The sequence below is a fragment of the Rhizobium sp. CF080 genome (genome assembly GCF_000282095.2).
Classification (GTDB): Bacteria; Pseudomonadota; Alphaproteobacteria; order Rhizobiales; family Rhizobiaceae; genus Neorhizobium.
Genome location: NZ_AKKC02000005.1, coordinates 47,295 through 62,699, shown reverse-complemented (window position 1 = coordinate 62,699; position 15,405 = coordinate 47,295). Strand labels below are relative to the sequence as shown.

Here is a 15,405-nt window from a genome sequence, read left to right as displayed (position 1 = left end):
CCCGTTCCGATTGCCGTATTCTAACATAGGCGTTAGCTAGGGTGGGAGGTGTCGGGCAATGGAAAGCGGCAAACAGCATTTTTACTTTTTTGGAAAACGCATAGCATGCGCGATTTATGACCCCGTCACCCGCGAACTCCGTCTCATCTATCGGAGCGGGCGGGGACGCAATTATTTTAACATCTCTCCGACCCAGACGTTGGTGTTTCTATCCAAAAGCCTCAAGAATTTAGTGCCTGCGTGGGTCCCTGTGTTCTCGCAACTCAGCCTCTGCTGAATCAGTTCGCAGACGTGGATTCTTACTGATACTGCTGCTGATCGTCGACGTAACCGGGATCATTCTTCTCCTGCAGGAAGGCGCCCGCGAGCAGGCCACCATTGGCGATCAAGCAAGGCGCGCGTCCCCGGTTATGGCAGGCGATCGATGGTGTGCCCAGAGCTATCCCTGATTTGGTCGATTCCGCCCAATCGATGGGGGACCTCTGGCCCCGCAGTCTTCACCGGCGCCAAAGCCTTTTTTGCTTTTGGCGGGCCTATGGCAAGGTCCCAAAGGCGATCAGCGGTGACCGACTATGGAAACACCGAATGCGCCAGGGAGCGGCGGTCACAGACTAGTTGGCGCGCCACTTAAATTCTGCCCGGGCAAGAAGTTGCGGCGCCGAACTACCTGGGATCAGGTAAATCAATAGGTAACAACCAAGCTCGATCTGAAGCGGAACTGAGATTTGGATGAGCAAGAGCGGATCGTCTGTCGGGATGCTTCAAGCGGTCCGGTGCGGAGCGCCTCAGTGCATCCGCTGACTTTGGATAAATACTGCGATATTGCGTGCCATCAAACTGGCGTGTAGGTATTTGGATACCGCCCAGGGCCTGGGAGTGCCGCGAACGACAACCGACTGAAATTCACCATACCCACATCGCCGTCACAGGGTCGCGAGTGTTCGATTGGACAGCTTCCCGGCGTAGTTCCTTTTCATCTCCACCTTCTGTTCAAGCGCGCTGATGACATCGGGAGCGAGATCCACGCCATGTAGTTGGGCAATGTCTGGCAACCCCCCTGGTGTGAAGACATTGATCTCCAGGATCTTGTCTCCGACGATGTCAAGGCCGACCAGAAACATCCCATCTTCCACCAGCTTTGGCCGAACCATCTCGGGAACAGCCAGGATTTGGGGTGTGACTTCCACGGCCGCCGCGCTTCCCGCGGCGCTCATGTTCGAGCGGACTTCGCCTTTCGCCGGCACGCGCCGAAACGCAGCATAAGCGCCGTCCCGCTGGAGCGGTCTTCCGTTCATCAGGAACAACCGGATGTCGCCAGCAGTTGCATCGGGAAGGTAGCCCTGGGCGATAAGATAACCCTCGCCACTGACCGCCTCGAATATCTGGTTGAGGTTGGCCTCCTTGTCATCGACCGGGCCCGGGTCGGGAAAGGATGGTCTGTCGGTGCTTGTCCTCTTGCGCGGTGCCTCGGCCGCTGCGTGTGCCAATTGAGCGCGTAGGCTCTACCTGCCGCTCCCGATTCCCGCCTATGCTGCGTCGAGGGCTGGACGTCACAGCCAGGATCTTCGATCATCTCTATCCGGGACTTGCACTTGATACGAAGGTTAGGGCGAGGAATTCAGTAGCCAGAATACCAAACAGGCTTATGCTCCATCGGCTCAGAAAAGCGAAATATGAACGGTTCACCGAAGAAGGCCGTCGACGTCGAATTCCTCCCAGCCGCGCAGCTTCGTGGCGGGGTCGTCCGGACGCTGTTGGGTTGTCTTCGATGCCTTGCCAGCCTTTTTCAGGGATCGCGTCAGCTTCGCCTTGTATGCTGCCCTCCGACGATTTTCGGCAGCAGCAAGCGCGTCCGCTTCTCGCCATTCGTCGACGACCCCCCGGTCAAGAAGGTCCTCGACGAACCTGGGATCGAAGACATGGAAAGTGATCCTCCTGGCGCGCCCGTTCAGCCTCACGGTACGCGTCCCCGCACTTGGCAAACGACCGTCTGCAAGCCAACGGTGCCGTTCGCTCGCCTTGATCGTGAGGATATCCTGTATCTCGCGCGGGATTACAGGCAGGCTTTCGATGTCTTCCAGCGCACTAGCGACAACGGATGCCGCAGCATGGAATTCTGCCTTGGCACTTGCAGGCATCGACAGCGTGAGTTCTCCTTGCTCGATATCGAGCGACTTCTTCGCAGCGACCGGGAGTCGCGCACGTAGTTCAAGGAGAATTCCCTTCGCGCGGATCGAAGATCCTAGAGTGGCTGCTGGCGGTAGCACCCAGGTCTTGACCAGTTCGACATGGTTCTTTTGGTGTTTCGGCATGACGCCTAGATGGGATCAGCAGAGTTCCGCGTCAACGAGCAAGATATAGGTCCACGTTGATAGGCCAGCCGATCCCCGGCAAGGGCTTTCATACGACCCGGCCGAACCAGCCGTTCAATCGCCCGACGATCGGATCGGCATAGCGCTTGCCGGCGAACGCCTGTTTGGAATCCTGCGGTTTTGGATGACAGATGGAAGCCAAAGGTTTCTTGCCCCGAAGGAGAACTACAAGGCGACGATCGCCAGTGCCAAAGCGAACACAAGGCCGAGGCCCCGGGATAGGGGTAAGGGCAGGCAGCGCGAGAACCAGCATGACGAAGCCAAACCCTGAGCGGCCAATCTCGTGCAGCGCCTCTGTGATCGTCATCCTATTACGATCTTCCCCCCGTCGAGTAAGATCGGCAAGCACAGTGGAGGCCACGCCGCCCGGATAACCGTCGGATGTGAAGGAGCCGGTCATGAACGCCCTTCGGCCTCGCGTCTGTTTTCTGCATTGAACAGTTGGATGAGCACCGAGCAATTCGGATCCCGGGCATCGAACAAATGCACTGGCGAACTCCAACCTACCGCGATGCCGATGGCGGTGCCAGTCGCCCAACCAGGGTTATTGCCGGCCTGCTCAAGCAGCTGCGGGCCATGTGCCGCGACGCATTGCCGTGATTGTTGCAGAGCCTGAACAGGAAGGTTCGCCAGGTCGACCCGTTCGCGTAATTCGGCGTGTAGCGGATTGATTACGAAGATCGCAAACAACCAGGCAGCAATATCGGATAGCATTCAGGCCCCTCCTTGGGATTGGCAGTGATGTCGAGAACGGTCCGACATCGCGATAGTGCCGAAGCTATCGCCAGAGTGCCCCGGACCAGCGGGTCGAACAGATCTGGTGACGCCGTTCATAGTTTCAAGACCGGTGACCGCACACGCGGCATGTTCGGACAGTTCGAACATATGTCTCCTCTGGTCGGGATCGCGTTCCGCTCTACCTTGAAGATCAATGAGGAGAAAGAGACATGCAGAACAGAATGTGGGATCGGCCTGTACGGGTTGGCGACGAATTGATCTTCAGCCCATTCCAGGCGCACCAGTTTGCCCGTTCGAAATGGCCGCATACGAAAGATGCCGAGTTCGCGGGCGCCTACGACGCGATCCTTGCCGCACTCGACGGCCGGGTTAGCCCGGACGAAGCACGAGTGAAGTTCGAGTCGGCACTGAAGAGCGCGCGGTTAAGTTGAGGGAATCATCGGCCATTCCCTGCCGGGAATGGCCGATATCAGCTGGCGCGTGTAATCATGGGTCGGAGCGCGAAATATCTGAGAGGGCGGGCCGTATTCCACCACCCTCCCACGGTGCATCACCACAACATCGTCGCAGATCTGGCTGGCAATCCGCAGGTCGTGGGTGATAAAGACGATGGCGACGTTCAACTCTTTCTGGGTCTTCCCCAGGAGCTGTAGAACCTGCGCCTGGATAGAGACATCAATTTATTCTTTCGACAAGGGACTTTGTGCGCATGGGCTTAAGCACTCAGCGCTCCAAAGTGAATAGACGCCATCTCATCCAAGGAAGCGGGCGGGTTCGACGCTGACGATGGCGCTAGACCTTTTGGATAAGCTGCCATTTTGTCGTACGATCCTTCTCTGTGTTGGGCTATCACGCGGCGCTCAACATTCACACAAAGTGTCCTAACCTGAACTGACAGACGTAGCCCGATCAACCAAGCCATTCTCGGTGACAATAACCGTAGTCGCTCAGAAGTTCAGCCGGACTGGATCACATGACGCGAAATCTTCCTCCTTGCCGACTCCGACGACTTTCATGGTGAAGCGGTACTTGCCGCGCGGCTTCCAGCTGGCCAACGCCCCAGCAACCGGCTCACCCAAGGCCATCTGCTGCATCGAGAAATCTTCAAACTCGGCGTACCAAGCCTGGCAGTCTGCTGCGACTTCTGCCCAGGTCGCGGCTGCCCCGCATTTCGGATTGTCGCATGAAACGATGTCTTCGGGCCGAGGGTTGCCCCCGTCGTATTCCAGGCCACCGCCGCACTTCGCGCATATCGGTTCGGCCAGCTGGCGGATGCCGTCGTCAATCTCGTGGGGCATTGCTTGCTCCTTAAGCGTCCAGTTCGAGCTGAGGTGCACCCTCGGCCGGCGGTGCTTTACGTTTGGCCGCACGGGGTTTTGCGGATTTTGCCTTCACGACCGGCTCGGCCGTAGATATCAACTCCAGCGGGGGGGCCACCTCTGCGGGGGCCGCTGGTGCGATGCCGTCAGCGGGCTGAATTGGCAAAGCCGGCAGCTTAGCACGCTCTGAAGCTTTGGTCTCAGCGGATGAGAACCGGATCATAAATTGGCCCCATGATCGTTGAACATGACTTCTCCTTTACGCCGAGGCGTGTTCATAAGCCGTGGATAATATGTGGATAGCCGCCCGTCATGGCGGCTCCGATGTTCTAATTATGTTCTCGTTCGGGGATGAGTCAACAGGGAATCGTTTTAAGGATCTGCTGATGTACGTCCAGCATGACCAAACGCCCGCGTAGGCCCTCGAGACCGTTGCTCATTTGGAGACTGCTCCGCTGTAGAGCCGGCCCGTTCGAAGGAGAGATCCAGAGCAGCGCAGCTTTCGCTCGATCCCATGCTTGATCGCATCGAGCCGTGCCTAGGGTTATTGAAGAACAAGCCTGCTCAGGGGGCGACTGATCCTATGAGACCAAATGGGAGGTACCGGTTGCTGTGCATATCAAATCCAACCGGGTCCGCATCATTTCCCGCGGCTGCCATGACTGGCACATGTCCGGCTGCTGCGCCAAATGGTCCGCTTGCGCTTTATCTGAAATCGTCACGCCAGTTCGGGAAGAGCCATCCGGACTCCACCCAATTCGAGGAACACAGTTGCCGCCGGCACGAATGTCGAAAGCTTGACGCATCTCCTGCAAGAGATGATGAGGCGTTGGCTGAAGCTATTTGAACGTTTTGGAACGGCCGATCGCTGTCGGACGTCATGAATACCCACCGACCACCAATAAAAATGCGCCGACCGCGATAATGGCTAGGCCTGGCCAGGTTTTGGATATTCCGAGGTACCTGAGGCCCTGGCGCCGTGGCTCTAGCGTGTTGCCGCCTTGCGGCATTTGATGCGGATCACTCGCTCTTCGACCAAGTGCCGACGAAAATAGAATAAGAAGTCCGCCGATTATGAGAGCGGCACCGATCAGGATTGCCCACATAGTGGCCTCCCGTTAGCGTCAAGAATGTGGATTAAACCAAATCCGGACTTCATCGTTCCGCCCCTGCATCAGAACTTCTGATGGAAGTTTGCCAAGACCGCCGTCGCTATCGCTCCCTGGTGAGCATGGTAAACGACGCTCTATCGATAGCAAACGTCCGCGAGGGTACAGCCGCATGGCGGACTATATCGGAATTTTAGCTGTTATCTTGCGGGTCGGGGCGAACGGTTTTTTCGTCGCGGCAGAATTTGCTCTTGTGTCGGTGCTACGCAGCAGGGTCGCGGAGCTGGTCGCCGAAGGTCGCGCCAATGCGAAGGTTCTCCAGCGTGCGGTCGAGCATCTGGACTCCAACCTGGCTGCGACGCAGCTTGGAATTACCATCTCGTCCCTGGCCTTGGGCTGGGTCGGGGAACCCGCGCTCTCTCACCTGATCGAGCCGTGGTTGGACGGCTTCCGGGCAATTGGGCTTCAGGCGGCTCGCATGCCATCGCAGTCGTATTTGCTTTCATCATCATCACCGCGCTCCACATCGTTCTCGGATAGCTTGCCCCGAAATCGTTGGCCCTTCAGCGGAGCGAGGGGACGTCCCTCGCGGTTTCTTTCTGTTCGTTTTCAAGCCTGCGATCTTGGTGTTGAATGGGATGGGCAACCTTGTTCTGCGCTTCTTTAGCCTGCAGGGTGCCCTTATGCCCTTAAGCGCATCGGGCCAGTAACAACGTTGGCGATCAACCCCTTAATTGATCTGCATTAGCCCTGCCTAAGACATCTGTCAGATACGTTTGGCGCTTGTCAAAAACACGGTGGCTAGACTTGCAGCTCGGGCGATTTTTTGGACCTGGCTACCGCTGGCAGCCGAGCTTTACGCGCTGTCCACTCGCATATGACCCAGCATGCTCATTTAAATCAAAGTCGTTCCGATTTACCGAGCCGTCCTCGGTAACAACTACCTCAAACCGACCTCGGGCACGTTGCCGCTGTGATCGGCGTCGTCGGGGCATGTTGCGTCCAGCGATACCTCTTCTGTCAATCCATTAGCATTCAGTTAACTATGAGTCGCTAATATGCCGCCTAGCAGCAATCTCCTCCCCTCGTATGCTGCTGTCGTTTAGACATGCCCTTGGCCCAGTCGTGCTCGCGACTGGGCCTTTTTCTTTCCCACTCCTGATGGAGGCAACTGATCAACCCTCCATTTGTTGCCGTCCCGATTGCCGCAAACCAGACGCCGCAGATTGGCGCGGGGAGGCAAGGTAGGTGTCTTTACCCCACTTCCTGGACCTCGTAGCACAGCACCCTCTGGGTGGCCCAAGGCTGAAGCTGCGGAACCCTTCGGGAACCGTCCATCGCTCACTTGGTTATGGAGAAGGAAGATATGAAAACAACCCTCGCAATTCTCCAAACGGGCTCACTAAGCATTGAAAGAGAACCAAGAATACAAGGCGTATATCGAGGTCGCAGGCCAGAAGGTGCTGGACAGAATCCGAATCAACGAATCCGATCTGGTGACCGCTATCTCGGGCTGCTACAGTGCGAAACGTCCTAAGATCGTGATAGCGCACGCCATTCTACAAGGAGGGTGTTATACCGATCCACCCTTCCGCATCAGCCTTACGAAGCTCTGACTATATTCAACCATTCGCTGAAGTAATGGGTGGATGGCAAACTACCCAAAAAGACTCATTCCCTAGGTTTCAAGAGACAGCTCGCGAGGCCCTACCGAGGGGTAGCCCGCTCTGTTGAAAGCCAGCCTTCGAGCGCGCGGTTAGGCATGTCGCGAGAAGCGCCTCGCTGCGGACCGACGTCACCACAACGGAGCCGAAGGCAATACCAATAGGGAGGAACAGGAACGCGTAACGCAGCCAAGGTCAGACGGCACCGCATGCCATCCGTGGTTTTACTATGGATGAAGCGTCGCCGAAGAAGGTGACGAGGGTCACCTAATTTGCTGAGGTCACTTCTTTTTTGCCCCTTGATTTACAACCGGAAACGTCACAGCCTGCGGTCAGTTTGGGAGGCTATGGAAAGATGAAGGACGACGATGAGCTGTTCGCAGAGATCACGGGGCAGGCCGATAAAGCAGTAGCGAATACCAGAGAGATGGACATTCACGCATTGGCAGCGGCTCTGGGCCAGAGGTTTCGGCACAGACGAGTCGAAGACATAGAAGAGCAACTCAAGGCTGTCTTTCGGGCGCGGCGCCTGTCTTGGCGTGAATAAGGCCAGGTCTCAGGGAAGCCTAGGCATTGCCACTGGGGTGGACAAACGGATCGTCCGGCCTACCTCGCCGGGCGCCAACGCAGGGCTCACGGAGGAATATTCACGAACCGAAACATGATAATCGCCATCCGTCGCCGTCATCGTGGTCATCATTGCCGTGATGATGTTCCGGTCGGGTCCTGATCAACCCTGCGGTCCCGCCAACACGGCCGCACCGCCCGCTGCAACGGGTACACCGCCGCCAGCGACCCCGTCACCAACGACGCCACTCCCTCCAGTTGAGCGACCAAAAGAGGTTGCCTTGGGCTAGCGGCCTCTCCCCTTAACGGACTGAAACTGCCAGCCTGGCCGCGGTTGTCGCGCTGGCGCAATCCCTGATTTAACTGCGAACGATGGTCGAACGTAGGATCACGATCTGGCGCGAACCGACTCAAAGTGCAGTAGGCCCCAGTGTTGCACGATCGCCGAGACGCCTGTCTCATGGGATGGGGAGATGGCGCGAGACTTGCAGCTTCAATGCTGGCGCTTCTGGGCCCGAATTCTCCATCCTTCAATCTGCGCAAGGTACGCCGACCGCGGTCTCGATAGGGCATGTCTGACCGGAGAACGCCTCACGTTGCTCGGCTCATTCGTCCTCCCGTAGCGGCCGGCTCGTTTTCTTCCCCTATCGGCGACCACCCACCCATGACAGGTCACGCGGGGACCCCGGATCGCAGTCATTCCTCGCGGAACCAAGAAACCTCGGCGCTTGGCCGTCCTCCACTTCGTTGCGGCCCTGCGGGTGCGGCTCCCGACTTCCGGATTCTGGCCGGCAATGTCGAGTTCGGGGCGGGTGGCAGAAACAGGCCGGCGAAACCGAGCGCGACTACATCTCGGTCAAGCTCAACGATCGGAGCTTCCCGGCCCCGATCTACGCCACGCTGAGCGAAGTCCAGGGCCAGGAAGGCTTGCAACTCATCTGGTCGGGCAATCCCCGCCGCTAAAGGCCAGACACGAGCCCCCCGATCCGGTGGAGCTCGTACCACGTCACTTGTTCAGCGCATCCTTCAGCGCCTTGGCCGGCGCGAACGCCAGCTTCTTGGCGGCGGCGACCTTGATGGTTGCGCCGGTTGAGGGGTTGCGCGCTTCCCGCTCAGGAGTGTCCTTGACTTTAAATTTTCCAAAGCCGGGCAGGGACGTTTCGTTGCCGGCAATCGCCGCCTCGGTGATGGAGGCGATCACTGCTTCGACGATTGCCTTGCCCTGCGCCTTGGTCAGGTTATGATCGGTTGCGATCTTGTCGGCGATTTCATTTGTGGTCGTCATGTCATTCTCCGCATCATTATTGATGCTGAAATCCGTGACAGCCGATTGCGCTGTTGTCATTGAGGCACTGGGATGAATTGTGCTGAACTGCCGGGATTTCCACAGTTTCCAACCGATCGATACCCCTTCGCTCAAATAGCACGGGTATACCGCGCCAACACTCGGACTGATGACCAATCCGGTACAAGCTCCTTTGAGCGGCATGATCAGTTGGGGCCCGCTCTCGGCTGGTCGGCGGTAAACCAAGCCTTATGCCCTGACCGCTTGCCCAAGCCTCGGCGTGCTCTTGTAGATGGAAGGCCTTCTCATCAACCACGCCGTTCTCGGTGACAATAACCGGGCGAGCCTGACAAGGTCTTCAAATTAAGAAGTCGGGGTTTGCATCAGTTCGCTCCCGCGTTCGGAGCCGGTTCCTCGGTCGATATGGCGTCCGTCGTCCGTCCTGGAAGTTCCGGAGATCCGTCAGCATGTTCGATGGTGATGAGTACCGGACCGGCCTCCATCTCGCCGAACGGAGATGCAAAAGCGATCTCCGCTGCATCACGTCCTACGCCGATGCGTACGAGGCCGTCGAGATTGGCCTGCCGTGTGGCATCGAACAGCCACCATCGTCCTTCGAGATATGCCTCGAAGACCGCGTGGAAATCCCGTGGCTCGAGGCCGTAGGCGTAACAAGAGACAAAGCGCGCGGGAATGTTGAGCGCACGGCAGAAGGCGATGCCGATATGCGAGAAGTCGCGGCAAACGCCCGCACGTTTGATGAGGCTTTCAGTGGCAGTCGTTTGCTCGTTCGAAGAGCCTCGCTGGTAGTCGATGTTATCGTAGATCCAGTCACAGATCGCCGTGACCCTGCGATGACCTTTCGGCAAGGCGCCGAACTCCTTTTCCGCGAACGCAGAGAGGCGGTCAGACGGCACGAAGCGCGATGGCAGCAGGAACGGCATGATGTCGAGCGGGATGGCGTTCAACGGAACCTCGTCGATCGTGTTCGGATCGGCACGGAAGACGTCGAGCGTGACGTCGGCCTCATATCGGACGTTCAACGGACCGGGCTGCGCGTCGATGCTGAAATACCGGTTGTGGATGTCGGGAACGACATGGGTGCGCCGTTCGTGGCCAGGCGTGATAGTCAGCCGTTCGACCAGATCGTGGTGGCGCATTAGCTTTGCGATCTCTAGGTTGAAGATGAAGACCGTAAGCGACTTTACGTCGTACGACAAGTCGCAGCCTAGGGTATAGCGGACGGTCATTGAAAGCCTATCGCGTGAGAGGTTCGTGCGAAACTCCCAAGGCACGGACAAGTTCCCACCCGTTGGGAAGCCTCCGCATTCCAGCTTTGCCTCTGTTATAGGCAGCGCGTCCAGAACTGACAGCGCGTGGCGTGCCTCGTATCGTAAGGATCGTGAGGCCAGAATTCCTGGGCGACCTTATTTTCCAGGTTGCGCCGCGGCAGCGCCTGTTTTGTTCAGAGGGCGCCTGACGCGGATCTTGCGCGGGGGCGCCACCAACGACGGCAGTGCATCGGAGAGCGCTTCGCGCGCGGCCAAGGTCAACGTCGAGGCAATGAAGTCGACCTCCTCGAGCGCGGACAATTGCCTGTCCTCCTCGCTTGTGGCCCACAGGACCGCGCCGACGCGCATGGCGGGATACAGACGCTTGAACCGGCGCACGAGAATGCTCGCATGCCTGGTCGACTCTCCGTTGAGGAAGCACACGACGATGGAGTTTGTTTGTTTCGGAACGAGATTCATGGTGCGGCGACTGGCGATATCGGAGTGCCTTGCTGCCACCACCTCGGCTCCTTGCACCTGGAGGACCTGGGCAAGCATCGCAGCTGACGCGTCGTCGAGCGGCCCTCTGCCTCCGACGCAGAAGACGGTCTTGTCACTTCCGTCCGGAAGTTCCTCTTCGTCCTCATTGCCTTTGTTGGATGGCGTGATGGGCCGTCCGATGGCCGCGTCTTTATCTTCCTGCCCTTCTTCTTCCAGCTCTTCCTCCTGCGCAATTTCCGCCAGGTTTGAGACCAGAACGATGGCTGTTTCGAACACGCGTTCCATCTGCTCTGCCGTCAAGACACCCCGACGCCGGTCCTTTTCAGCGAGCAGAAGGGCCGGAATGGCAACCTTGCCGTAGTAGTCCGCCAAATAATCCTCTTCAAGGATTTCCTCAGCGGAATCGGTCGCCTCATCAGGATCCCCAGCAAGAAGCCTTTGGTAGAGCCGCTCCTTGGGATCGAGCACCGGGTCGCTGCCAAAAAGGACCTCCAGGAACTCGAACTGCGGGACATACCGGCCCAAAACTGCAAGACAGACGGTTAGCGGCGTCGACAAAATCAGACCGACCGGTCCCCAGAGCCATGCCCAAAAAATAGCCGCAACAATGATCGCCAGCGGAGACAGCCCTGTACGAGAACCATAGAGCCACGGTTCCACGATGTTGTTGCTTGTCAGTTCCAGCACGAGAAAGATGGCCCCAACCCAGAGAACGAGGCTCCAACCCGGGTCGACTGCGAATGCCAGGAACAGCGGCAGGACCGTGGCTATTACAGGCCCGATATAGGGGACGAATCGAAGGACGATGGCGAGCATCCCCCAGAGCGCTGCATTGGGAATGCCCACCGCCCACAGACCGAGCGCCAAGGGAACGCCGTAGGCGCAGTTCACAACCAGCTGCATCAGAAGATACCGCGCGACGCGGCTGCCCGCTTCCTGGAGGGCTTCTGTTGTGCGATGCAGATCTCCATAGCCAACGAGCCTGATAAAGCGGTCGCGAAGTTCCTCTCGCTCTAAAAGCATGAATATGACGACCACGACGATCAAGCCCAATGAGGCGATCGGACCGAGCAAGGGACCTATCAGGCTCGTAAGCGTTTCGATCGGACGGCTAGGCGCGAATATCTCGACGAGCAGAGGTTCACGCGGCGCAAATCCGCCACCTGACGACCGCTGCTCGGCGCGGTTGAGTTCACGGCCGACGCTCTCAACAACTGAGGTCAGCCGTCGAACAATACCACTATCAGTTCCTGTTTCCTGGAGGGCCCGGATCTTTGCTATAATGTTGTCCTGGTAGGCCGGGAGGTTTTGGGCGACCTCGGCAACGTGCCCAGCCACGATTAGCCCGAACAGGATGAGGACGAGGAAAGCGAGCACGACAGTGATTATTACCGCCAGGATCCGGGGCAGACCAAGCTTTCGCAGACGAGAGGATATCGGAGCCAATGCGAACGTCAACAGGACCGCGATTGCTAGAGGAAGAAGCACTTCCTTTGCAAAGTAGAGAATGGCAATGACTGCGAGTACACTCGCAAACGCAGGCATGCGTGACGGAGAGGACGGCGATATCGAATAGACGCGGCGGGGGCCGCCGAGATCATTTTTCAGTTTCGCCTCCGTAATTGGCATCTCTTGAAGGCGTCGACGTTCCGGCGTTCTTTCTTTTGCAAATAGGGCGCAGATTGGCCGCGGCAATGGTCGTGCTGCCACCGGACGGGCGTAACGGCGTGGCGGGTGGGGCCCGTCACCGCGGTAGCGAGGGGAAGTCGGGGACAAGGGCAGTGTATCATACGATGAGAGCGTAGACGATCTCGATGGTTGAAGATCAGATGCCAAGTCAGCGAACAGGACGTCCTGGTTGCTCGGCCGGAGCGACCTTCGACCCAGCTTGGCCAGGTCATCCGATCATTTTCGCTTGGCACCAATGACTAGTACCCACCAGCGGACAGAAGATCCAGCCGAAGAGTACTTCCGCGGCAGGTAGCCGGCCGTCCGGCGACATCATTGACCCGAAATACCCAACTGGACCCGTTGATGAGACCGACTTGCTATGAGCTTTCCCCACCAAGAGTGACACGGCTTACATTTCGAGACGAATGGTCGATTCCAGAATAGATCAAGGTCGCCCTTATGCCGATGCACTTCATTCGCAGCAATCACGTCGTCTCGGTTAGGCATCACTCGCAAATGGATGAGTGGCGAACTGATGGGCACGGAGGCTCGCCCACCTTGCTGTGCGATACAGATGCACCAATGGTCGGTTATCCGACTTAGCCATGTGCCACCAGAAAACGAACGCGCCACGGAGCACTGAAGCTGGACCTGGCGCAGGATTGCCCACAGCAGTGGAACAGACGCGCACAGGGCAATGGGGATGCCACCATCGGTGACACAATGAGGATTGGCGGCGACGGGACCCAGAGGACCTTCTGACATCGACCGCCGCCGCCGCGGGTCGCAACCACGCCGGGCGTCCGTAAGTTGTTTCGGGGACAAACCCATATGGGTGGTTGCTCGGCGTATTCAAGCATTGGCTAATGATTTGGAGCTAGATCCACGTTTCTTGGAACCTAGTTGGGGACCACCGCATTCCAATGGCGATCCAACCGGGTCTGACAACCACCCACCAATAGGTGACATGATGAACAGCATCATTTGGATCGTAGGAGCAGTCGTCATTGTCCTGTTTATTCTCGGATTCTTTGGACTGCGATGAGTAAAGTTACGCCCGCTTAATCACTGGCCGAGCGTACGTCGCAAGATTGTAGGCCCCGAAAAGGTGTGCTTAGCTATCACCATAGCCCCTACGAAGTCATCGTTGGCTGGGCGAAGTAGCCATCTTCCCGCATCTCCTTGAGGCCGCTATTTCTCAACGAGTCCACGAACCTCGTCGTTGTGGCCACCACCTTGTGAGGTCGAATAATGGGCGCATGTTTCGCGGTGGTTTGCGATCTCGTTGGTCGCTATCGGAGACAACAGTTGACGCGTTATCAGGCCGAGCGCGCTTGAGACCTGCCTCTGGCCATTGGCGATGTTATTTGCGGCAGTTGGCTTTCCGAAATTGGGTTTGGCGCTTGTTGACAGTCTTTGTCACTGCGTGCCTCTACCCCGTGTTCTACTGGGGTCCTCTGACCTGAGCGATCGCTGCTCATGGAAGCGCGGGACCCCACCTGACATGCGGCTGACATCTTGAAACCCTACTCTCAGTGTCACAAATCTTGCCTGCTCTAGGGACTGTTACAAAATGACGGTGAACTTGATTATCAATGGACTTTTTGATGAACCGATTTACGCTGGGAGTGGTCGTTATCTGGTGGAGGAAATTGGTTCCGTCGACGAGGCGCTCGGCTACATGGAGACTAGGGCTTTCGACGAGAACGATTTGATCGCCAACGTAACCTGCAAGGCGCTGAGCAAATGCCTAGAGGGCCAGCTGCCAGTCAGCGCGGCGCGCGAAACATTCTACCGGATGTTGAAAAAGAAGGGCCTGCTGGTCGAACCCCGGACGGCGCTAAACGACGGCGAGTTTTCGGAGAGGGATGTCGCCTGATCAGGTTGTGAAGCAGCATCGAAGGATGCCCACTATGTTGTTCCGTAAAGGCTTCGGGTGGAGTCACGATCGACACCGATGATGACGCCTCCCCCATCGCGAGTTTGCAAGTAGGTCAGGCCGTTACCGCCTTTTCGAACGGGGTCAACCTTCGTTGCTATTTCAGACTCGGTTTTCGAGATGACCTGCCACAGGACGATCCAAAGTGGCTGCTGGTCTTTCGCGCTGGCCTGGCAGGGTATCCGCGACTCCATCAAGAACTGACGTTCAGGGTCGAAGAGGACGACGTGAACTTTTCCATCAGCCAATTGCCTATCAGGATATGAGTGAGGAAGACTTCAGGTCCGCCGCAGCCGAGGCGGGAGTGCCGGAAATGTTTGCTACAGTGTCGTCGGACACCGATGCGGGCGTGGCCAAGAGGGCGCTGTACGAAGATGGAGGCAAACTTGCCCACTTTAACCGTCGGCCCACCACACCTTCCGAGACACAATTACTAGCTTCATCGAGAAGAAGGCGTCAGTACACTAAAACGCAGGCCACCTTCACCACTAAACTGATAAAAGCGACGCTCACACTCCTCCGGGGTATTCCCGCGCAACCAGTTTCGGGACCGTTTTGTGTCTGGCGCCCGGACGGCCCTACCAACTCATTGGGCTGCGGTTCCTGTTATGGTGTCTTATGGCCGAGGAGTATCGGTCGTGCTCCCTGAGGGAACATTCGTCGGAGACGGTCCGCCTGTGCCGCTTTGCGGATGGGTCGTCCGGTCTGTCGGCGCCGTATTGCCTCCGGTACCGGGTGCGGCACTATTTGACGGGGTCTGAGTTTGGGAGGGAACATTGCTGCCGGCCGGAGGGGTTGCTGTGTTCTCAGCGGGCGCATCAGTTGCCTCTCCCCACCACTCTGCTGCTCCCCAAGCGACCGCGGCAAGCACAAGGCCACATATCAACACAATGAGGACAGGCCGTCCGCTTCGGCCCTGCCTCGCCTCAGTTCCGGTTTCTGTGACGGGAGCCAAGGGTTTGCTGGATG

11 protein-coding genes and 4 pseudogenes are annotated in these 15,405 nt (G+C 57.8%); 5 read left to right on the top strand and 10 right to left on the bottom strand.

Features of this window, described 5'->3' with window-relative positions; all coding sequences use genetic code 11:
• Nucleotides 1–923: 923 nt before the first annotated feature.
• From PMI07_RS15915 to PMI07_RS15905, 4 genes and pseudogenes are all read right to left on the bottom strand, one after another.
• A pseudogene (locus tag PMI07_RS15915) lies at nt 924–1,403 on the bottom strand (glutathione synthase); the annotation flags it as partial.
• Between the two features lie 279 nt (nt 1,404–1,682).
• Nucleotides 1,683–2,312, bottom strand: coding sequence for a hypothetical protein (locus PMI07_RS15910; protein ID WP_007761396.1), 630 nt, complete (start codon nt 2,310–2,312; stop codon nt 1,683–1,685).
• A gap of 88 nt (nt 2,313–2,400) precedes the next feature.
• The gene (locus PMI07_RS34950; RefSeq protein ID WP_007761400.1) at nt 2,401–2,772 is read right to left on the bottom strand and encodes an exopolysaccharide biosynthesis protein; all 372 of its coding nucleotides are present in this window, start codon (nt 2,770–2,772) and stop codon (nt 2,401–2,403) included.
• A complete protein-coding gene (locus PMI07_RS15905) occupies nt 2,769–3,086 on the bottom strand; it encodes a hypothetical protein (RefSeq protein WP_007761403.1) in 318 nt (105 codons plus the stop codon). The genes PMI07_RS34950 and PMI07_RS15905 overlap by 4 nt, the downstream gene beginning before the upstream one ends.
• A gap of 233 nt (nt 3,087–3,319) precedes the next feature.
• Between PMI07_RS15905 and PMI07_RS15900 the strand changes: the two genes are divergently transcribed.
• A complete protein-coding gene (locus PMI07_RS15900) occupies nt 3,320–3,541 on the top strand; it encodes a DUF982 domain-containing protein (protein WP_007761406.1) in 222 nt (73 codons plus the stop codon).
• Here PMI07_RS15900 and PMI07_RS15895 read toward each other — a convergent pair.
• From PMI07_RS15895 to PMI07_RS35675, 3 genes and pseudogenes are all read right to left on the bottom strand, one after another.
• Nucleotides 3,533–3,790, bottom strand: a pseudogene (locus PMI07_RS15895) (ABC transporter ATP-binding protein); the annotation flags it as partial. The gene PMI07_RS15900 and the pseudogene PMI07_RS15895 overlap by 9 nt on opposite strands.
• Nucleotides 3,791–4,057: 267 nt before the next feature.
• Complete coding sequence (locus PMI07_RS15890; RefSeq protein WP_007761409.1) at nt 4,058–4,408, bottom strand: hypothetical protein; 351 nt, start codon at nt 4,406–4,408, stop codon at nt 4,058–4,060.
• An 899-nt stretch (nt 4,409–5,307) separates the two neighbouring features.
• The gene (locus PMI07_RS35675) at nt 5,308–5,535 is read right to left on the bottom strand and encodes a hypothetical protein (protein WP_024163847.1); all 228 of its coding nucleotides are present in this window, start codon (nt 5,533–5,535) and stop codon (nt 5,308–5,310) included.
• 175 nt (nt 5,536–5,710) lie between these two features.
• Between PMI07_RS35675 and PMI07_RS15880 the strand changes: the two are divergent.
• The 3 genes and pseudogenes from PMI07_RS15880 to PMI07_RS35670 all read left to right on the top strand — a co-directional run.
• Nucleotides 5,711–6,197 (top strand): annotated as a pseudogene (locus tag PMI07_RS15880) (CNNM domain-containing protein); the annotation flags it as partial.
• Between the two features lie 1,360 nt (nt 6,198–7,557).
• Nucleotides 7,558–7,749, top strand: a complete 192-nt coding sequence (locus tag PMI07_RS15870; protein ID WP_007761412.1) for a hypothetical protein — start codon at nt 7,558–7,560, stop codon at nt 7,747–7,749.
• 789 nt (nt 7,750–8,538) lie between these two features.
• Nucleotides 8,539–8,732, top strand: a pseudogene (locus PMI07_RS35670) (DUF736 family protein); the annotation flags it as partial.
• A 43-nt stretch (nt 8,733–8,775) separates the two neighbouring features.
• Here PMI07_RS35670 and PMI07_RS15865 read toward each other — a convergent pair.
• The 3 genes from PMI07_RS15865 to PMI07_RS15855 form a co-directional block, all read right to left on the bottom strand.
• On the bottom strand, nt 8,776–9,054 hold the full coding sequence (locus tag PMI07_RS15865) for an HU family DNA-binding protein (RefSeq protein WP_007761414.1): 279 nt from the start codon (nt 9,052–9,054) through the stop codon (nt 8,776–8,778).
• Nucleotides 9,055–9,437: 383 nt separating this feature from the next.
• Nucleotides 9,438–10,304 (bottom strand): transglutaminase family protein, encoded by an 867-nt coding sequence (locus tag PMI07_RS15860; RefSeq protein ID WP_007761416.1) that lies wholly within the window; start codon nt 10,302–10,304, stop codon nt 9,438–9,440.
• A gap of 177 nt (nt 10,305–10,481) precedes the next feature.
• Nucleotides 10,482–12,455, bottom strand: coding sequence for an AI-2E family transporter (locus PMI07_RS15855; protein ID WP_007761417.1), 1,974 nt, complete (start codon nt 12,453–12,455; stop codon nt 10,482–10,484).
• 1,615 nt (nt 12,456–14,070) lie between these two features.
• On the opposite strand from PMI07_RS15855, the gene PMI07_RS34945 reads away from it, so the two are divergent.
• Entirely contained in the window at nt 14,071–14,376 is a 306-nt protein-coding gene (locus tag PMI07_RS34945; protein ID WP_007761420.1) for a DUF982 domain-containing protein, read from the top strand.
• Nucleotides 14,377–15,405 lie beyond the last annotated feature (1,029 nt).